Source organism: Rhodoplanes sp. (assembly GCF_013377085.1).
Taxonomy (GTDB): Bacteria; Pseudomonadota; Alphaproteobacteria; order Rhizobiales; family Xanthobacteraceae; genus Rhodoplanes.
Window position 1 is genome coordinate 17815 of sequence record NZ_JACAAX010000019.1, and the last position, 19642, is coordinate 37456.

General features: G+C 64.5%; 16 protein-coding genes and 2 pseudogenes. 3 read left to right on the forward strand and 15 right to left on the reverse strand.

The window, feature by feature from the left end; genetic code table 11:
• Positions 1-133: 133 nt before the first annotated feature.
• The 4 genes from HXX10_RS14685 to HXX10_RS14700 form a co-directional block, all read right to left on the reverse strand.
• Positions 134-1513, reverse strand: a complete 1380-nt coding sequence (locus HXX10_RS14685) for an MFS transporter (protein ID WP_296523313.1) — start codon at positions 1511-1513, stop codon at positions 134-136.
• Positions 1514-1776: 263 nt separating this feature from the next.
• Positions 1777-3024 (reverse strand): molybdopterin cofactor-binding domain-containing protein, encoded by a 1248-nt coding sequence (locus tag HXX10_RS14690; RefSeq protein ID WP_296523315.1) that lies wholly within the window; start codon positions 3022-3024, stop codon positions 1777-1779.
• Positions 3025-3064: 40 nt separating this feature from the next.
• Entirely contained in the window at positions 3065-3571 is a 507-nt protein-coding gene (locus tag HXX10_RS14695) for a (2Fe-2S)-binding protein (protein ID WP_296523317.1), read from the reverse strand.
• A gap of 27 nt (positions 3572-3598) precedes the next feature.
• A complete protein-coding gene (locus HXX10_RS14700; RefSeq protein ID WP_296523319.1) occupies positions 3599-5533 on the reverse strand; it encodes a molybdopterin cofactor-binding domain-containing protein in 1935 nt (644 codons plus the stop codon).
• A 411-nt stretch (positions 5534-5944) separates the two neighbouring features.
• On the opposite strand from HXX10_RS14700, the gene HXX10_RS14705 reads away from it, so the two are divergent.
• The gene (locus tag HXX10_RS14705) at positions 5945-6691 is read left to right on the forward strand and encodes a TetR/AcrR family transcriptional regulator (RefSeq protein WP_296523320.1); all 747 of its coding nucleotides are present in this window, start codon (positions 5945-5947) and stop codon (positions 6689-6691) included.
• An 86-nt stretch (positions 6692-6777) separates the two neighbouring features.
• Here HXX10_RS14705 and HXX10_RS14710 read toward each other — a convergent pair whose 3' ends face one another.
• The 8 genes and pseudogenes from HXX10_RS14710 to istB all read right to left on the reverse strand — a co-directional run.
• Positions 6778-7497, reverse strand: coding sequence for an IclR family transcriptional regulator (locus HXX10_RS14710; protein WP_296523322.1), 720 nt, complete (start codon positions 7495-7497; stop codon positions 6778-6780).
• Between the two features lie 210 nt (positions 7498-7707).
• A complete protein-coding gene (locus HXX10_RS14715; RefSeq protein ID WP_296523324.1) occupies positions 7708-9339 on the reverse strand; it encodes a CoA-acylating methylmalonate-semialdehyde dehydrogenase in 1632 nt (543 codons plus the stop codon).
• 297 nt (positions 9340-9636) lie between these two features.
• Positions 9637-10443 (reverse strand): SDR family NAD(P)-dependent oxidoreductase, encoded by an 807-nt coding sequence (locus tag HXX10_RS14720; RefSeq protein WP_296523326.1) that lies wholly within the window; start codon positions 10441-10443, stop codon positions 9637-9639.
• Positions 10444-10528: 85 nt separating this feature from the next.
• The gene (locus tag HXX10_RS14725) at positions 10529-11140 is read right to left on the reverse strand and encodes an isochorismatase family cysteine hydrolase (protein ID WP_296523328.1); all 612 of its coding nucleotides are present in this window, start codon (positions 11138-11140) and stop codon (positions 10529-10531) included.
• A gap of 74 nt (positions 11141-11214) precedes the next feature.
• Entirely contained in the window at positions 11215-12405 is a 1191-nt protein-coding gene (locus HXX10_RS14730; RefSeq protein ID WP_296523330.1) for a Xaa-Pro peptidase family protein, read from the reverse strand.
• Positions 12406-12765: 360 nt separating this feature from the next.
• Positions 12766-13062: pseudogene (locus tag HXX10_RS14735) on the reverse strand (transposase); the annotation flags it as partial.
• Between the two features lie 586 nt (positions 13063-13648).
• A complete protein-coding gene (locus HXX10_RS14740; RefSeq protein ID WP_296523332.1) occupies positions 13649-14293 on the reverse strand; it encodes a hypothetical protein in 645 nt (214 codons plus the stop codon).
• Between the two features lie 118 nt (positions 14294-14411).
• Positions 14412-15035: pseudogene (istB, locus tag HXX10_RS14745) on the reverse strand (IS21-like element helper ATPase IstB); the annotation flags it as partial.
• 55 nt (positions 15036-15090) lie between these two features.
• Here istB and HXX10_RS14750 point away from each other — a divergent pair.
• Positions 15091-16053, forward strand: a complete 963-nt coding sequence (locus HXX10_RS14750) for an IS630 family transposase (protein ID WP_296523334.1) — start codon at positions 15091-15093, stop codon at positions 16051-16053.
• Positions 16054-16628: 575 nt separating this feature from the next.
• Here the strand turns inward: HXX10_RS14750 and HXX10_RS14755 are convergent.
• Complete coding sequence (locus HXX10_RS14755; RefSeq protein WP_296523336.1) at positions 16629-16832, reverse strand: cold-shock protein; 204 nt, start codon at positions 16830-16832, stop codon at positions 16629-16631.
• 504 nt (positions 16833-17336) lie between these two features.
• On the opposite strand from HXX10_RS14755, the gene HXX10_RS14760 reads away from it, so the two are divergent.
• Positions 17337-17726, forward strand: a complete 390-nt coding sequence (locus HXX10_RS14760; RefSeq protein WP_296523337.1) for an HU family DNA-binding protein — start codon at positions 17337-17339, stop codon at positions 17724-17726.
• Positions 17727-17830: 104 nt separating this feature from the next.
• On the opposite strand, the gene HXX10_RS14765 is transcribed toward HXX10_RS14760, so the two are convergent.
• Positions 17831-18499 carry a hemolysin III family protein gene (locus HXX10_RS14765; protein ID WP_296523339.1) on the reverse strand — a complete coding sequence of 223 codons (669 nt, stop codon included), beginning with the start codon at positions 18497-18499 and terminating at the stop codon, positions 17831-17833.
• A 560-nt stretch (positions 18500-19059) separates the two neighbouring features.
• A complete protein-coding gene (locus HXX10_RS28980) occupies positions 19060-19635 on the reverse strand; it encodes a YeeE/YedE thiosulfate transporter family protein (RefSeq protein WP_367141981.1) in 576 nt (191 codons plus the stop codon).
• Positions 19636-19642: the final 7 nt, after the last annotated feature.

A 19642-nucleotide genomic window follows, 5' to 3' on the forward strand; every position in this document is an offset into this window, starting at 1 on the left:
GACGTAGGGCCCGATGCGTAGGATCAGCGCGGCCGCAATCACCAGCGCACCCGCGAAGCCCCAAAGAACCGGAGCGTAGGAGCCCGCCAATGACGCACTCCCTCGACGCGCTCCGGCCCCCGGGGCGGTCAACTCACGGCGAGACCTCTTCCAGCACCCTGCCCTTGGTCTCGACCGCGAATACCGCAACGATCACGCCCGCCGCCGCGGCGACGAGGCCGAAGGCCAGGAACACGTTCTCCAACCCCCCGCCGATCATCATGCCGATTGCGGTCGGGCCAATCATGGAGGCGATATTTCGCCAAGCGCCGCCGGCACCGACGCCGATCGCCCGCGCCCTCGTCGGATAGAGCTCGGGCGTATAGAGATAAATGCCGATCGACAGCACCGACGAGCAGAAGAAGGCGATGCACACCACGACGAGAACGCGTTCGGCGCTGCCGACACCGAAGATCCAGAGCGAGAGAAGCGAGGCGGCCACTCCAAAGAACGCCAGCGCGAACCACGGGCGCCGGCCGACATAATCGATGGTCAGCGCGCAGGTGAGCGTCCCGAACAAGCCGGCGACCTGGGTGATCAATCCGTACTGCAGCGACTGTGCAAGTGGCAGGTTGAAGACGGTGCGGTACATGGTCGGCACCCAGACGATCAGGCCGAAGGTGAAGAGAAAGGCGGCGAACCACATCGTCCACACGACGAGTGTGCGACGCAGGTAGTGCGGCCCGAAGAGGTCCGACCACGACGCCGGCTTCTCGTGCGTGGATACGACCGCCTGCACAGGCGGCAGCGGTTTTCTGGTCGACCTTTCAGTCGCCCGCTCGATACGTGCGAGCGCCGCCTCGGCTTCGGTGTCACGTCCCCGCACCGCCAGCCACCTCGGCGACTCCGGAATCAGTCGCTGCATGAAGACGGCCAGGATCGCCGGCAGGGCCCCGATGATGAACATGTACTGCCAGCCGAAGGTCGGAACCACCCAGCTGCCGAGGAAGCCGGCACACACCAGGCCGATCGGGAAGATCAACTCGTACAAGAGCACGAAGCGACCACGGCCCTTGGCCCGGGTGATTTCGCTGATGTAGACGGCGGCGATCGGAACCTCACCGCCCAGGCCGATCCCCTGCAAGGCGCGGAACGCGACCAATGACTGGTAGTCCCAGGCGAACGCACAGGCGAGACTCATGACCGAGAGCACGAGCAACGACCAGACCATCGCGGGCACGCGGCCGTAGCGCTGCGCGACCCACCCGAAGAACAGCGCGCCGATAAGCTGGCCGACATAGCCGACGGAGATCATGAAGCCGACCTGCGTGGGTGTCAGCTTCCACAGCGGAACGAGCGCCGGCAGGACGAAGGCGATCGCGAGCCCGTCGAACGCATCGAAGAACGTCGCGACGCCGATGACCACCCGCGCCTTGATGTGCCAAGTCGAGATCGGCATCCGCTCGATTCGAGCGACGACATCGTCGACCTTCGAACAACAGGAGCCGGAAGATTTCAGACTGGTGCTGATCATAATTCCCTCACGTAGGCTATCGAGTCGATCACGACAGTGACGCGGCGCCGAAGAGCGCGGACCGCAATCGCAAACGTTTTCGGGGGTATTCACGTTTCTGATTAGCGGAGTGTTCGACCCACAGGCACGCGGGTGTCGGTGCATTCGTAAGAGCTTTTTCCGTTCGCAGGCCGTTCAACCATCTGCCTGCGCCGGGCCAATCGATCCCGATCGGTCGGACCGCCGCTGGTGGGTCTCCTTCGCAAGGACGAACGAATCGGCGCCTATCGACTGTCGGAGGTTCCGACGCCCCAGCGCGCCATCATCTTCACCTTCTCCAGGCACGCGGTGATGCCGACGCTGTGCATCACCTGGCCGGTCCCGCAGCGGTCGCCATCCACCAGCGCGTTGCGAAGCCGGAACTCGAGCGGATCCATGCCGACGCGCCTGGCGGCGATGTCCATCATCGTTTCGATTGCCACGCTCGGCTGGGACATGCCGAATCCACGGAACGGGGCGCTCTGCGAGGTGTTGGTGTAGACGGTCCAGACCTCGGCAGACTGGTTCGGAATCCGGTAGGTTCCGGACCCGATCATGGCCGCCTTCCCGCTCGAGATGCACGCCGTCGATCCGTACGCTCCCGCGTTGGAAATGTGCGTGCGATGGATGGCCGTGAGCGTGCCGTCGCGCTTGAGGCCGAGCTTGAAGGTCATGTAGTGGGGCGCCTTGGTCGATCCGTACACCATGTTGTCGTGCATCGACATCGCCCAGCGCACTGGCCGCCTGACCTTCAGCGCGAGCGCGGCGACGTTCGGCTCGATCGTCATCTGGCCTTTCTGACCGAAGCCGCCGCCGACCGCCGGAACGATGACACGCACCTTGTTCAGGGGCAGCCCGAGCGCCTGGGCGAGAGTGCCGCTGACCATGAACGGCACCTGCGTGTTGCTCCACACCGTCACGCCGCCGACGGCCTCCGGACGGACCAGGCAGGCATGCGGCTCGATCGGCACCGATCTCTGCCCCGACGTCGAAATCGTCTCCTCCACGATGATGTCGGCCTCGGCGAACCCCTTGTCGACGTCGCCATGGATCTGCTGCAGGCAATCGTGGCCGAACACCATGATCCTGTTGCCCTTGCAGAGCTTCTCCTGGCCCTCCTCGTGGATGATCGGGGCATCCGGCTTCATGGCCTCGCGGGCGTCGAACACGGCCGGCAGCGGCTCGTATTTCACGTCGATCAGCTCGACCGCCGCATGTGCGATCTCTTCGGTATCGGCCGCCACCAGTGCGACGATCTCCCCGCGGTAGCGGACCTTCGTGTCGGCGAAGATCGGCTGCTCCTTGACGATCTGGCCGGTGACGTTGTCGGCGAGGTCGCGGGCGGTGGCGACCCCACGCACGCCCGGAAGGCGTTCGGCTCGGCTGGTGTCGATGGAGACGATTCTGGCGTGATGCTCGGAGCTGAGGAGCCCCCTTGCGTGGAGCATGCCGGGCAGATGCATGTCGCCGACATAGAGGACTTGCCCGGTCACCTGCTGCTCGGCGTCCGTGCGAGGGCGCCGTTTTCCGACTTCAGCGAAATTCATGGCTGCGCTCCCACCCTTGCTTTGCTTGTTCCCGCAGATCTTTGGCGGCGGCGAGCACCGCCTGCACCGGTTTGACGTAACCGGTGCATCGGCACATGTTGCCGGCGAGGCCTTCCTTGACGTCCTCCTCGGTCGGGTCGGTGTTCCTGTCGAGCAGCGCCTTCGCCGACAGGATCATGCCGGGTGTGCAGAATCCGCACTGGCTCGCGGCGAGATCTTTGAAATGCACCTGCAATGGATGAAGCGTCGTGGCGCCCAGGCTCTCGATGGTCTCGATGTGCGCGCCGTCGACGCTGATGGCGAGGACGAGACAGGCGTTGACCGTGATCCCGTCCATGATCACCGTGCAAGCGCCGCACTCGCCCTGTTCGCACGAGCGCTTCGCGCTCGTCATCTGCAGCTCTTCGCGAAGCATGTCCAGGAGCGTCAGATTTGGCTCAACGGACATCGTTACATCTTGCGAATTCAACCGGAACCGAATCTCTTGCTTCATGGTGATCACCTTGGTGGCGTCGGGCGTTCACGCCGTCGCGTCCGCGTCTCGCAGGCGTTTGTCCTGCAGCTTGCGCAACACCTTTTCGGGCGATGCCGGCAGGTCGAAGATTCGAATTCCGACCGCATCGTCGATCGCGTTGAGAATGGCGGGGGTCGGCGTGATCGCCGTGATCTCTCCGCACGCCTTGGCCCCGAACGGTCCGTTCTGCTCGGGCACCTCGACGAAGGCGGCATGGATGTTCGGCATGTCGAGCGAGGTTGCGATCGGATAGTTGGACAGGTCTTTCGGCTCGAATGCCGGATTGAAGCCGGACGGCTCATCCACCGGCGACAGGCCGGGATAGGCGTCCTCGCGCAATGCCCAGCCGACCGCCTGCATCGCCCCACCCTCGACCTGCCCCTCCACCAGAATCGGGCTGATCGCCTTGCCGCAGTCGACCACCGAATAGAGATCCCTGACGGACACGACGCCGGTTTCGGTATCGACGTCGACGTCGACTGCGGAGGCGATGTAGTAGAACGAGGCGATGGTATCACCCTGAAGTCCGCGGCCCGGCGGCGAACTCTTCGGAAAGTAGGTGGCCGAACTGTTGGGAAGCTGCCGGAACGCGAAGTGCGAGAGGGCCGCCGCCTCCGGAATGGAGATGAAGGTGTTGGTGCCCGGTTCGGTGTCGACGATCACCCCCGGCTCGAGGGCGAGGCGTTCGACCGGAACATTGAGCTTCTTCGAAGCGGAATCGAGCAGGACGGTCCTGATCTGCGCCGCGGCCGCCAGGGCGGCATTGCCACCGGCGAAGGTCTGGCGCGAGGAAACGGTGCCCCAGTCGTAAGGGCTGGTCCCGGTGTCGGCCTGATGGACCGTGACCTGATCCACGGTGACCCCGAGCGCCTCGGCGACGATGGTGGCGATGACGGTCGTCGACCCCTGACCGATGTCGCAGCCGCCCGCCTGCACGACGACGCTGCCATCCTCGCGCATCTGCATGTTGATCGAATAGGGATTGGGCACCCCCCCGGGAACGGTGCAGGAGTAGAATGTCCCGGCGACGCCGCGGCCTCTTTTGACGACGGGCCGGGCCATGGCCGGCCGCTCGCCACCGGCGAGCGCCAGCGCATCCTCCAGGCTGCGTTGCGCGAGCACCGGTGCGATCTGGGCGCGGTACCAGGCGCTGGCACGCAGGTCGGTGATCGGGGAGATCGCCTCGGCGACGAGCGGGAGAGCCCTTCGAACTTCGTCGCCGGTCGCGGGTCGCCCGCGCAAGGCGTTTTCGAAGGCCGTCGCCCGGACCACGGTCGGGGCCACCGAACCGAGCGCCAGGCAGACGCGCTCGAACGATCGCCCGTCTGCGCTCAGGGTCACCGAGGCCGCCGCATTGGCGATCGAGATCGTCATCGCCCTCCGGTTGCCTAGTTTGTGGAATGCGGATCCGCTGCGACCGCCGTTGAGCGGGATGCCGACGGCGACGATCAATTCGTTCTTCGCGAGGCAGTTCTTCTTCGGCCCGATCAGGAGATCGCGGACCGCCAGGGTCTTTCGCCCCTGATTGCTGGCGACCTCGATGGTCGCATCGAGCGCGACCAGCGCCGCAATGAGGTCGCCGGCAGGCGACGCCGTTCCGAGATTGCCACCGATCGTTCCGAGATTGCGGACCTGCGGTCCGGCCGCTTCACGTGCCGCCTGTGCGAGGACGTTCGCATGGTCCCGGATCAGGTCCGACGCGAGCAGGTCCGTGAACGTGGTGCGGGAGCCGATGCGGAGCGCATCGCCGTCTCGGCGGATGAACTTCAGCTCGTCGATCCTCTTGAGGTCGACGACGCAGCGGGGATTGATCTGTCGGGCATTCAGCGAGACGATGAGATCGGTGCCGCCGGCGATGACGACCGCATCCGGACCTCGCTCGTCGAGGATCGCGAGGGCCTCGGGAAGGGTCGTTGGGCGAACATAATCGAATGGCTTCATCTCAGTCCCTCCGGATCGGCCTTGACTGCCGCATTCCGCCTTGGGGGTGATGTGTCCGCACAACGACCGTGCCAAGCCGTCACCGCGGAGACCGCCGTTTCCGATGTCAGCTCAATTGTGTTAGCAGCAGAGTCGGAAGCGCGGACACTGATCCGGTCCCATCGCCTCGCGATATTTCCTGTTGTCCAGATCGCGGCCCGAGCTTGCATCATTGCCCACCCGTTCCGGGCGTGTCAGCGTTGGTTCGATTTCGGCCTTGGTTTCATCTCGACGCGAATTCACGCCTGTTCACGTGAATAAGGACTTGTCGGGGAGGCATTTATTGAACATGCTCATGTTTGAACGCGTTCATGCTTATGTCAAGCAGAGAGATGTGGGTCCTGGATCGGGAATGTTACGGATGTGGACGAAATGAGCGCGAAGCGCGGTACCGACCATACGACGCCGACCGCGGCGCCTGCACCAGGGCGACGCGAGCGCAACAAGATCGAGAAATTGCGTCGCATCAAAGAAGCGGCAATGGAGCTCTTCACGCGGAAGGGCTTCGACGACACCACCACCAGGGAGATTGCGGCCGCGGCGGACGTGGGCTTGGGAACCGTCTTCATTTACGCTGCGAACAAGCGCGATCTTCTCTTCTTGATCGCGAACGACGGGTTGGAAGGCGTGGAGGAGCGGGCGCACGCCTGCCTCGATCCGACGGCCCCACTGCTCGAGAACCTGCTCAACATCTTCCGGCACCATTACGAGTTTTTCTGTCGCCAGCCGGCTCTGTCGCGGCTCGTTCTGCGCGAGATGGCGTTCTACGAGGCCGGCGCACAGGCTCGCCCCTTCCAGGAGACCCGGGAAGCGCTCATCAGACTGCTCGGGAAAGCCGTGCAGGCGGCGATCGACCGGAACACGGTATCGCCCGGAGACACCCCGCAGTTCGTCGGCTGGACTCTGTTCTGTATCTATCAGGTGGAACTTCGTCGGTGGATCTCGCAGGATGACCTCTGCCTGCGCGAAGGAATGGATCACTTGCAGCGGGCCCTGAAAGTCGTGATTCGCGGACTCGATCCGACCGCCGAGGCCCTGTCTGTGGGCCGTCCGCCCGCTGCCGCGACCGACAAGACCCCGCCGCGCAAGGTGCCGCGGGCGGTACGCAGCACCAGATAGGGGCAGGCCGCACGGCCTGCGCGGCACAAGGATTTCAAGCGCCGCATATCGGCGTCTCCGGGCGAGATACGACGAGCCGGGCCGCCCTATTCAACTCCTGCCCGACCGAGGCTGGCGATCAGAAATTGCTTTGCTTCGAGCAGACTCCCTGAAATTGGGTTCTTCAATCTCGACACACGTGCGGCCGGGACCGGAACCGAGATGGTCGCATAGCCGCCGCGGGGCAGCGGAAGAGCGATCCCGACGGCGCAAACGCCGATCGTGTTCTCCTCCCGATCCAGCGCGAAGCCGGTTCTGCGAACAGCCGTCAGTTCATCGAGCAGCGCCGCCAAGGGCTTCACCGTCCGTCGGTCACGCCGCTCGAATGCCGACCCTATGCAACTGTTCACCGCGGCATCGGGGAGTTCGGCCAGATAAGCCTTGCCGTTCGCTGTGCAGCAGAGTGGGAGACTCTCTCCTATCGAGGAAACGACTTGTAGACGTTGATTGCCCGGGATCTGATCGACGACGAGCAGACGACGACCGCATACCATGGCGACCACGACAGTCTCCTGAAGCTCCTCCGAAAGCGCGACCAGGACCTCTCTCGCATTCGCCGGAATGGCAGCGGGCATCGAGGCTGCCAGGTGCAGCCATCCCGGCCCGAGCCTCACACCCGTTCCGGACCCCACGGGCACGACCAACCGCTCTCTTTCGAGCGCGGCGACGAGTCGTTGCACCGTGGACCGCGCGAGCGACGTGTGCGACGCGATCGCGCCGAGACTCAGGCCCTGTGGCGCGTCTTGGAGCGCATCGAGAACGGTCATGGCTCGGCGAATGATCTTGATGTCGATCTCCGCACGCGACGACCGGCGCGAAACGGCTGCTGCGCAGATGCACGTTCAGCACGCCAACATCCAGACCTACGCGGAAAGAGCCGCCTCGGATCGACGAGCCCGTTTGGCCGATCTGGTGGGGCCGGACGTCCCGCCCCACCAGGCCGACGATCATGCGTCAGTCTCCCGGCACCGTGCCGGTCAGCCGCGCGTCATGGTGCCGTCCCAGGTCGAAACCTTGGCGGGCACGGCCTTGCCGGTAAACCACGTGGTCGTGACGTTCTTGGTCTCGGTGTAGAAGATGAAGCCGTCACGGCCCATGCAGTGCAAGTCGCCGAAGAAGGACTGCTTGTGGCCGGTGAAGCCGAAGACGCCGAGCGGCACGGGAATGCCGACGTTGACGCCGACCATGCCACCGTCGGTCCGGTAGGCGAACTCGCGGGCGTAGTGCCCGCTTTCGGTGTAGATCACCGAGCCATTGGCGAAGCGGTTCGCGTTCATGACCTTCAGCCCCTCTTCGAAGCTGTCGACCCGCTTGATGCACAGGACCGGCCCGAAGATCTCTTCACGCCCGCAGGTCATATCCTCGGTCACGTGGTCGAAAATGGTCGGACCGATGAAGAAGCCCTTGTCGCAGCCCTCGGCAACCTTCGGGTTGCGACCATCCAGCACGAGCTTCGCTCCTTCCTTGATGGCGGTGTCGATCCATCCGAGCACGAAGCTCTTGTGGCCTTCGTTCACCACCGGGCCGAGATCCGAGGCCTTGTCGTAAGCGGCGCCGAGCTTCATGCCCTTCGCGAGCGAAACAATCATTTCGACCAGGGCGTCGGCAATCTTGTTCTCCACCACCACCACCGGCAGTGCCATGCAGCGCTCACCGGCGCAGCCGCAGAACGAGTTGATGATGCCCTGAGCGGTGCGCTCGAGGACGGCATCCGACAGCACCAACGCGTGGTTCTTGGCCTCGGTCAGCGCCTGCACCCGTTTTCCGTTCGACGCCGCCGTCGCATAGACGTGCAGGCCGACCTGGGTCGAGCCGACGAAGCTGACTCCCTTGATGGCCGGATGCCGCAGGAAGATCTCGGCCTCGTTACGGCTCGTGGTGACGATGTTGAGCACGCCGTCCGGCAGGCCTGCCTCCTTCCACAACTCGGTGATGCGCAGCGCGCATTGCGGCGCGTAGCTCGCCGCCTTCAGGACCATGCAGTTCCCGGTCACGACGCAGATCGGAACCATCCACCCCTGCGGGATCATGGCCGGGAAGTTCCACGGCGCGATGCCGGCGAAGACGCCCATCGGCTCGCGAAACTGGACGGTGTCGTAGCCGGACGAGACATTGAAGAGCGACTCGCCCTTCATCATCTGGGGCGCCCCACAGGCGAACTCGACAACCTCGATGACCTTGAGGATATCGCCCTTCGCCTCGTCCCACTTCTTGCCGTTCTCCTGGGCGCACAGGCGCGTCAATTCGTCCAGATGCTCGTCGAGCAGCGCCTTCATCCTGAACATGACCTGGGCCCGCACCGTCACTGGCGTGTCGCGCCAGGCCGGAAACGCCTTGACGGCGGCGTCGATCGCCTCCTCGACCTCCTCCGCCGTGCACTGCGGCGCCCGCGCGATCACGGCCCCGGTCGAAGGATCGTGGCAGGGCATCGTCCTGGTCGACTTCGATGCCTTCCACCGGCCACCCACACCGTAGTGCAGCGTCCTCGGGCGCTCGCCGCTGATCGAATCGAGGGGAGCGTCGTCGGCGATGTGGAAATAGCGTGCCTGCAGGTCCGGATCGGAGCCACGCACTTTGGGCGCACCAGGCTGTATCGTCGTCGCGGTCACGGAATTCTCCTTTGCGCATGTGTCGGAGCCGCCAGGAGCGGCATGCTGCGAAATCAGGCCGAACCAAGCATCACGAAACTCGGATCATGCCCGGCGTTCATGCCGCCGGGCCTGCGGGGTCCGAGAGGTAGGTCGGCCGGGGGCACGCGTTTCGCGGTACCCGACAGTGCCTCACCGGCGGGCCTCGCCCCCCTGCCCGACTGCGTTCGCTTCGTATCGCCGGAACGGCTCTCCGCTCCGGAGTCTGTCGGGCGAACGCTCCGTCGCGGAGCATTCGCCCGCAGACCTCCGGCGCCGTCAGCGGAATGAAATGTGCTGTCCGCAGTGCGCGATGATCGTCTGGCCGGTGATGGCCGAGGACTCGTCGGACGCCAGGAAGACGCAGACGCTTCCCAGCTCCGATTCCTCGGCCGGGCGCAGGAGCGAGTAGTTCTTCATTTCCCGCCTGATCGTCTCGTCGATGGAGCTGCCCGACGCCTTCGCGCGACCGTCCATCACCTTGAGGAAGCGCTCGCCCTTCACGGCCGCTGCGCTGAGGCAATTGACGCGAATGTTGTACTCGCCGACCTCCTGGGCCAACGTCTCCGTCAGACCGATCACGCCCATCTTGGCGCAGCAGTATCCGGCCCGCATGGGATAGCCGGACCGCCCGTCGCCGGTACGACCGCCTTCTGCGCCGATGTTGATGATCACGCCGCTCTTGGCCGCGATCATGTGCTTCAGCGACTCGCGGGCGCACAGCATGCTTCCGGTCAGATCGACGGCCAGGATCTCGTTCCAGCCGTCGAGCGTCAGGTCGACCACGTTCGCGGTCGGACCGCCGATGCCGCTGTTGTTCACCAGGATGTCGATGCGGCCGAAGGTCTTCACGGCCTCGGCCACCATGTCGATGATCGCCTGCTCCTTGGTGACGTCGCACTCGATGGCCTTGGCGACGCCGCCCATGGCGGTGAGCTCCTGCACGGTCGCCGCCAGATTGGCCTTGTTGCGTGCCGCGAGCACCACCTTCGCGCCCTCGCTCACGTAGGACTTGGCGATCGCCTTGCCGATGCCGCTGCCGCCGCCCGTGATGATCGCGACCTTGTCCTTCAGTCTCTGTCCCATGTCCTGTCTCCGTTGATGAGTTGATCCACGCGCTCGGGCGGAGACCTCCGCCACGGCGGCGCGTCCGATATGACGCCGTCCGACGTCAGCGAGCGTCGAGGCGCGAGATGACGTCCGCCGTCGGGCAGACCATGGCGATGTTGTTGATCATCCGCAGGGCCGCGTCGCAGCTCGCCTTGTCGGCGCCCGAGGACGCGTCCGAGGGAACCACCAGGTTGTAGTAGAGGTCCGACGCCTGCCAGACCGAGGCGAGCACCACCATGTCGGTCGCCACGCCGGCCAGCACGAGGGTCCGCACGCCCAGATCCTTCAGAACCTGGTCGAGATCGTTGTTGGCGAACATGCTGAAGGGGAAGTTGCCGATGACGGGCTCGCCGCGGGCGGGCGCCACCTCCTTGATGACCTCGATGTCCTTCGAGTTCGGCATGTTGACGCCGCTCGTCACGGTGGACCAGAAGCGCCCGAGAACCGGGGCGCTGCCGGCCTTGGTCGGATCCGTGACCGCATTCACGTAGATGACGGGCAGCTTGCGCTCGCGGAACGCCCCGAGAAGCGCCTGCTGCTTGGGAAGGATCCCCGATTCGTGGGTCGCCTTGGCGTGGCCGACATGCGCGACCCGTCCTTCCGGGTCGCAGATCGCATGTTGCATGTGCAGCAGTATCAGGGCGGGCTTCCCGACGATCTTCCAGTCGCTCATCACTGTCTCCTCATTGGCAGCGCGTCCCGGGGGTGGGCTGTTCGCCTTCGCCCTCCGGGGCGCCGATCGCCGTTTCACAGAACGACGATCTGTCTCGGGAACTGGTGGAGTCGGATGGGGGCACCCGTCGTCGTGAGGTAATTGTCGCAACACGGGCAGAAGGCGCCGGGCCGCACCATCACCGGATGGACGGCGATGTTGGTGTTCGGTTGGATCTTCCACAGCTCGTCCGGTCGCAGCATCGGACGATCCACCAGGGACTGGCCCTGTCCGTGTCCGAACGAGCGCACGGGCGGGAAGTATCCGTTCTTGATGCAGTAGTCCTTGAACCTGTTCCACAGATCCGCCGGATCGGCTCCCGGGACGAGCGCGGCGACCGTCATGTCCTGCGCCTCGAGCCCGGCTGCGAGCGTGTCCTTGAGAACCTGAGGAGGCTCCTTGCCGACCGTGTAGGCACGCATCACTTCCGTGTAGTAGCCGCCGGGTCCATTGACCTCGATCAGCACCGTGACCTGGTCGCCTTCCCGGATCACCCGGTTCTGGAATCGGGGAACGTCGAACGGCACGATGGTGCCGAGCGGACCGGATCCGACCTGGACGAGACCTCGCTCGCTGCCGTGCTTGCTGAGAAAGCAGTGCGCCTCGGCGTAGACGTCGATGTCGCGCTTGCCCGGTTGGATGATCGTCTTGAGCTCTTCGAGACAAGCGTCCTGCAGCGAGGCCGCACATTTGACGAGCTCGATCTCCTCGGCGCTCTTGGGAACGCGGATCTCGTCGAGCCAGTCTGTCGCGTCCACGAACCTGGCACCGGGCAGGTTCTGGACGACGTGCTCGAAGAACGTGACCGGGATCGTGGAACGCTCGACCCATCCGATGGTCGGGCGCGGCCGCTCCTTCAGCACGCCCACCGCCAGCTCCGCGTCGTAGGTGCTGGTGTAGGGGAGCGTCGAGAAATAGACGTTGCCCAGCTTCTTCTTGATCCCGCGCGCCGCGTAGGGAGGCGGCCAATTGTCGTTCGGCGGCTCTGATCCACAGACGATCGTCGTCATCTCGTCGTCGACCGGGAAGATGACGGTCATCGGGAACTGATGCCGCGCCGTCAGGTCGGTGAACCATCGAATGGTGCCGCCCATGTATTCTTCGGAATTTTGCATCACGAGGTAATCGATCTTCTTCTCGATCATCTTCTCGCGGACGGCCTTCCAGCGGCGCTCCAGCTCGGCCGTCGAAACACTTCGGGTCAATCTCTGTTTGGGGTCTTCCATAGCCGCTAGCTCCTGATCGAGGTGGCGTCCTGCCCGCATGTCGTCATCGAGGTGGTCAGTCATCGTGATCGACGACTCGCAGGCCGCGCCTCGGCACGAGGCGCCGTCGTCGCAGCAACCCCCGCCCGCAAGACGATGCCCTGCGCACGGTCCGCGTGCCGTTCCGGCGTTCCGGCGCGCGCGGAAGTGTCGAGCCCGGGAACTCGCGTCGATCCTTCTGACAAGACCGCATCGGCTGTTCGTACTCTGCAGCCCAGGCGGGACCTATATGAACATGATCATAATTGATCGCGTTCATTGTTGTGTCAAGCTGCCAAACATCGAACCGCTGTAAGGAGCTCTACGGATGGCCCGTCTCGACGCCGTGAGGGCGTTCTCGGCCATCCGGTGCGGGTCGAGGAGGCCGGAGAAGTGGCTTCCCTTGCGCAGCTTGGGGACACGCAGCTCGACCGCGCCGGCCCGGGTCTGCCGGTCGCGGTCTCGGTACCGGTTGCGCTGGGCGAGCCGCTCGGCGCTCTTCTCGCCATAGGCCGCGCGGGTCCGGCTCTCGATCTCCAGCTCCATCAGCCACTGGGCGGCGAAGCCGATCATCTCCCGCAGCACCTCGGCGTCGGGGGCCTTCTCCACGAGAGCGTGCAGGTCCTTTCTATCGTCGATCTTCGGTGGTTCCTCGGTTGCGTTGCGTGTCGCAACCCAACCCCACCGGCGGACCGTCGATGACCCCTTTCGACGCCGCTCGCTACGGCGCTATGGGGGGCGCGCTCGCGAGCGGCGCCACAACCGCCCTGCTAACACCAACACCGGGGACATGACCGGCCCCGATCTTGAACAACCCGAGCCGGATGGGGTTGAACTCCGCTGCGGCCAATTCGTGAGGCCTCGGAGTCGAGGCACCCACGGCGAGGACCAAGGCGATGGGCGGCAGAGTGGAGACCACGAACCTACTTGGCGAGCGCGCTCACCAACTGGTGCGATCGGAGGCGAGCTGGGTCTTGTCCAGCTCGATGAGGTTCTCGGCGATGATGAGAGGAGCTGCGGCGCACGGGTAAGCCTCCGAGCCGGTTCCCCTCTAGCCCCGCGTCGTCCGATACCGTGTTTGCAAGTTCCGGCTGATGTTGCGCTCGCGGACCCAGCCGAGGAGCTGGGAAAGGGCATCAACGTGGTCGTCATAGCGGCCGCCGGGGAACGAGAGGAGCTCGCGACGGAAGGCATCGAGCCAGGGTGCGCGGGCCAGAAGGAAGATCTACCCGGCTTCGATCATCGGAGTGACGGCCTGCAGGCGAACGACCTTGTCGCCCAGCGGCTGACGCTGGATGATCGGGATCTGCCCGTACAGGTCTTGGATCAGCGGGATGCCAGAGCCTGCCGCCTCGATCAGCGTCGTGGCGTTGTGACGACGGGCCTCCTCGACGATCCGCTTGCGAAACGCCGGGAAGTCGAGCCGGACGCGGATGACGTCCAGGATGTCGACCTGCCGGGCTCCCCGGACCATCGCCACGATGCCGACCGAGTCGTCGTTGACCTCGTGATCCTTCATCGCGATGTCCCAGCTCACGACCATGGTGTCGTACTGTCCGCGCTGGGGCTGGCCATCGTAGGTCTGGAACCACGACCAAGTCACGAGCCCGCCCTGGTCGGGGATCGGCTGTTGTTGGTACTGGGCTTCGAAGGTGCGAGACCCCAGGTCCTCCTTGATCTGGTCGAGCACGTGCCGCGGCTCCCGGACCGGATCGAGGATGTCCCCGGTCTTGCGATGGTGAACCCGTCCCGCCCCGATCGGCAGGATCGGGTCGGTCTCGGCGATGGCCGGGATGCAGCGATGATCCCAGCCGCCCCGGTCGAGCAGGAGCCCGGCGAGGTCTTCGGCATGGAGACGCTGCATCACCACGACGATCGCGTCCTCGGCCTTGTTGTCCAGGCGCGAGCCGACCGTCCTGTTGTTTTCCGGCGAGAGCTGACCCCGGCTTTCCACCGAGAACTGACCCGGCTTGATGATGGTTGCGGGGTCAGGTGGCCGTCAAGTTCCGAGGCTTTTCCTTTGTCGGTTTTGCGGCCTTCGCCGAGCTGCTCTTGAAGCGGAAGCTGTCGTTTCCGGTTTCGAGGATGTGGCAGTGGTGGGTGAGGCGGTCGAGCAGCGCGGTGGTCATCTTGGCGTCGCCGAAGACCGTGGCCCATTCGCTGAAGCCGAGATTGGTGGTGATGACGACGCTGGTCCGCTCATAGAGCTTGCTGAGCAGGTGGAAGAGCAACGCGCCGCCTGAAGCACTGAACGGCAGATATCCGAGTTTGTCGAGGATGACGAGATCGGAGTGGACGAGCCGGCCGGCGATCTGTCCGGCCTTTCCTCGAGTCTTTTCCAGTTCGAGAGCATTGACGAGTTCGATGGTGGAGAAGAAGCGGACCCGCTTGTGGTGTTGCTCGACAGCCTGGACGCCGAGCGCCGTGGCGATGTGCGTCTTTCCCGTCCCGGGACCTCCGACCAGGACGACGTTGTGAGCGTCTTGCAGGAACTCGCAGCGATGGAGTTGACGAACCAGAGCCTCGTCGACCTTGCTGCTGGCAAAGTCGAAGCCGCTGAGGTCCCGATAGGCCGGAAAGCGGGCGGCCTTCAGCTGATAGGCGGTCGATCGGGCCCGCTTTCTGGCGATGATGCGTCGGCAGACGAACAGTGCCGTTCATCGGCGCATGAACGTGCTGCTGCTGTTGGATGACGGGTGGTCGGTCGGCCGGATCTGCGAGGCGTTGTTCATCGATGAAGGCACGGTGCGGGAGCATCGCGCTCTGTACGAGACGCAAGGCCGGGTCGGGGTGGAGCGGCTGGCCTATCAGGGCGCGAGCGGCCCGTTGCGCCGTGATCAGATCGCCGCCCTGGAAGCGTTCGTCGACCGAGAAGTGCCGCAGACGGCGCGCGAGGTGTGCGCCTTCGTGGCGCGCCGGTTCGGTGTCCATTACGGTCCGAATGCCCTGTCGAAGCTCCTGAAGCGGCTGGGGTTCGTGTTCAAGAAGCCGAAGAGCGTGCCGGCCAAGGCGGACGCGGCGGTGCAGCGGCGCTTCGTCGCGGAGACGCTGATGGACGCGGCGGGGCCTGCGGCACCGCTCTATTTCGTCGATGCGACGCACCCCTCCTACACGGGGCGCCCGGCGCACGGCTGGATCCGGCGGGGCCGCACCGTCGAGCTGAAGTCCAACCACGGCCGCAGCCGGATCAACATCAATGGCGCGCTCCTCTGGCCGGACCGCACCCTGGTCCATCGCCAGGAGGAGCTGATCACCAGCGCCGCGATGATCCGCCTCTACGACGACCTGCAGGCGCTCCATCCGCAGGCGAAGCGGATCTCGGTCGTCATCGACAATGCCCGCTACAACCGGTCCCGCGAGCTGCGCACCTATCTGGAGAAACCGGGCTGTCGCATCGTGCCGGTCTATCTGCCGAGCTACGCCCCGAATCTCAACCTGATCGAGCGGTTCTGGCATTTCATGAAGCGGAAGGTTCTGTTCAACAGGGCCTATGCGAAGTTCGCCCTGTTCGAGCAAGCCTTCCACGACTTCTTCCAACGGCTCGACCACCACGCCGCCGAGCTCCGATCCATCCTCACCGACCGATTCCACTACATCGGCTCGGCCGAAAACGGAATTTCCGCCGCGTAGCGTTATATATTCAGTCGTGTGAACGATGTTGATTCGAGCCGCGTTTTCCTCCGGGGCGTTCTGCCCCTGCCTGCTGCCGAGCGCGACCGGCTACCGAGCAGACGGGCCACTCGTATTCCCCGGCGGTATAGCGCCGGATCGCGCGCAGTTCTTCATTGGCCTGACGAGATAGCCAGCGGAAGACGGAACCGACCTCCGAGAAGTCACGCTCATCGGAGACGATCACGTGCCGGGACCTGAGAAGCAATCCGTCCGGCCCGTCCTTCCCAATGAACCCGGCGCTTAACTCTATAGCTGCGAAAGCATCACCTTCCGCCGCTCGATCTGGTCGACGCTGAAGTGCACCCGAGTCCGGCAATAGGGACAATCGACCGACGGCTCGCCCGTGATGGCGAGCCGTCGGTTTGATTCATTGCCTTGGCAGACCGCCTTTTGAAACGCGATGAGCCGCAGGCACCCAGCGTTGGTACAGCGAACCGTCAGATACCATTCCTCGACTGCGCGAAGACCGTCGCCTGTGGAATCCGACTTTACAAGAGTTACCATTGTTTGCCCGGCGGAGCGCCGGAACGCGGTCACTTGACCTTTAGGTTCTCCGCCGAGGATTTTCCGCGGTTGCTGACGATTTCATACTCGACGTTCTGGCCTTCGTTGAGCGAGCTGAGCCCAGCCCGCTCAACTGCCGAGATATGAACGAACACGTCCTGTCCACCGCCTTGCGGTTGGATGAAGCCGTAGCCCTTCGTCGCGTTGAACCACTTTACCGTTCCGGTCGCCATTTGAGGAGATCTCCAGAGCCTTGCTAACGAACGCCGCAGGCTGCTCGATCGAGCGGGATTGCGCAAGGACTTTCCTCGCCCGTGATTTTCTGACCCGCCTGCCACCCGCCAGCCCGCTCCCTCGGCACGCCCCCCATCCCATTTCCGTGACGTCCGTCCCCTCCCGTTTCCGTCGCCCCCGGCGCGCGGTACCGTCCCATTTCCGTGACACGGTCCTCGCCCGTCAGCCCGACGAACAGAGCCGCCCCGCGCGAAATGGACGCCTCTTCGTCTGCCGGCAAACTCGTGGACGACATCCCGGGCTGGAACCGGGGGACACTGGGGACCAGCGAACCCGTCGAGCGGGGCACCCCAGCCGCTCCCATCCACCGCATCGCAATCTCAGGAAAAGGCGGTTGTATCGGCTCTATCGCGATTGCGAATCTATCCCGCCACCGGTAGCACAGCGCCTCACGTCCTGGACTGTAGAGCCGGTCCGGAAGCAATCTCGAACGGAGAACCTAGATGGCCAAGGCGAAGACCAGGAAGCCCGCAACGAAGACCAAAGCCAGCAAGCCCGAAGCTGCAGCCATCCGTCCGGTCAAGGAGACCATGACGAAATCGGCGCTGATCAACTACCTCGCCGAACAGCACGAGCTTCCGCGCAAGACCGCGGCCTCGATCTATGCGAGCTTGGAGAGCCTGTTCCTGGGCTCTGTGCACCCCCGCGGGGTCGGTGAGTTCGTCCTCCCGGGCCTGCTGAAGGTGAACCTCCGCAAGGTGCCGGCGCGCAAGGCGGGCACGCTGGTCCGCAATCCGGCCACTGGCGAGATGGTCAAGGGTGCTGCAAAGCCGGCCAGCGTGCGCGTGCGGATTCGCGCCCTGTCGAAGCTGAAGGCGGCGGCTGCGCCGTAAGGCTTACGAAAGTGCTGGACCGGGATGTGGCATCGTTCACGCCCGGTCCGCCACCGTTCCGCGTCGGTACCGACACGGCGACCACGACAGTCCAGTGACGTCGGTCATGTTTGCGCAAACGCCGCGAACTGCAGAACCGCCACATAGTGACAAGCCGCGCCAACAAGCACAAAGGCGTGCCAAATCGCGTTCTGGAAACGCAGGCTCCGCCAACCGTGAAAGATGACACCGATCGAGTACAGCACGCCACCCGCGGCGAGAAGCCAGAAAATCGAGTATGGGAGCGATGCGATGAAAGACCACACCGTCACGCCGCTCCAACCGAGAAGCAGGTAGAGTACAACCGACACGCGATCGAACCGGCCCGGCAGGGCGAGTTTCAGCAGGATGCCCACGCCTGCCGTCAGCCAAACGCCGGCAAGCAGACCGCCCGAGGTTACGCTGTCCTTCAGCTGCGTGATGAACGGCGTGTAGGTTCCGGCTATCAACAAGTAGATAGCGGAGTGGTCGAAGCGGCGGAGAATCCACTTCGTGGGAGAGACCGGCCACATGTTGTATATGCCGGAGATCCCGAGCATCGCTGCAAGAGCGGTGGCGTAGGCCAAAACGGCCGCGACCACGATGCTTTCCGTTGAGCGGGTCGCGACGAGGGCGACGATAATAACGGCTCCAATCAAGCCGAAGCACATACCGATCGCGTGGATCACGCCATCGGCGATGATCTCGCCGCGGTCGTAATCCCACGAGAACCCGGCAGGCTGTTTATGGTCCATCACCGCTCGTGTCCCCATGAGGATCGATCGCCTACGATGCTTGCCGGGGGACAGAGTCCCGATTCGGCGGCACTCTCGGCGCATCGGGGGGCGGCATTGTGGCGCCGCGTTCACGAGAGTCAGAGCGCGGGCAATTATGTCTGCTCAGGGGCCTCGTCGGCCGGGCGACCAGCGAGACGCCCCGGTGGCCATGCTGCCGGCGAGCCGCCGCGCATTCGCCGGCCCCACCACGCGCCCGATCAGTCTCCGCACGTCGTTCCCCGTTAGCCTTCTCGACGAATATCCGCGGGAGTGGCCGGCGTGTTACAGCCTGCGAACTCCCGCCGTGGTAGGAACCCCGCCATTGGTCTTGGCAGACGCGGAATGATCCAATGAACATCGTCGGCGACGGTCGGCTTCTGGGGTTCAACAAAGGCGACTGGGCCTTCTTTATCGTTGGGTGCCTGCTCTCCGGCGCACTCACGCTCCTCATCTGATCCCCCGATCTCACCCGATCCCGTAAGGTCAAAATACTGAACGCTGGACGATTCGTTCAGCATTCAATATTTTGACCTTACGGGTTAAGCTTCTTGCGAGAACGCGGGGCGCCGCTCCAAGACACCGAGGATCTGCCGCTGTTCATGTCGGCGATGACGGCCCGCTGGAGATCGGTCAGATCGCCCCTGGTGCTGGCACCAAGCACAGGTCTGAGAGTCGCTTTTGCGTCTCCTGGGCCTGCCGGCTCCGAGCCAATCGCAAGCATGACAGCATGGTCTCGGCGAGAGCGATGGCCACGCTCGCCGACAGCCCAGCAGGCGGCTGGCGCAGCCGCGCGTCATGATCATGCCGGCGCTGAAAATCAAGCCGCCGATGACGGCGCCCGACAGGCTGCCGCGCTGGGCGAGCTGCCGCGCCTCGGAGACATCCGGCCGGCCGAGCAGGATGAAGGCTTGCGTCCACACCACCGCGGTGGCGAAGGCCATCAGCCAGATCGCGACCTTCTGGCCGACATGGCCGTGAAAGAACTCGATCGACGCGGCGCGCAGGCAGAAGCGGCTCCTTTGCGCCGCGAACCCGAAGGCCGCCCCGACGGCGACGCCGCCGAGCGCCAGCACGGGGCCATCGCCCAAGGTTTCGATGATCGTGATCAGATCCACGCGTGCC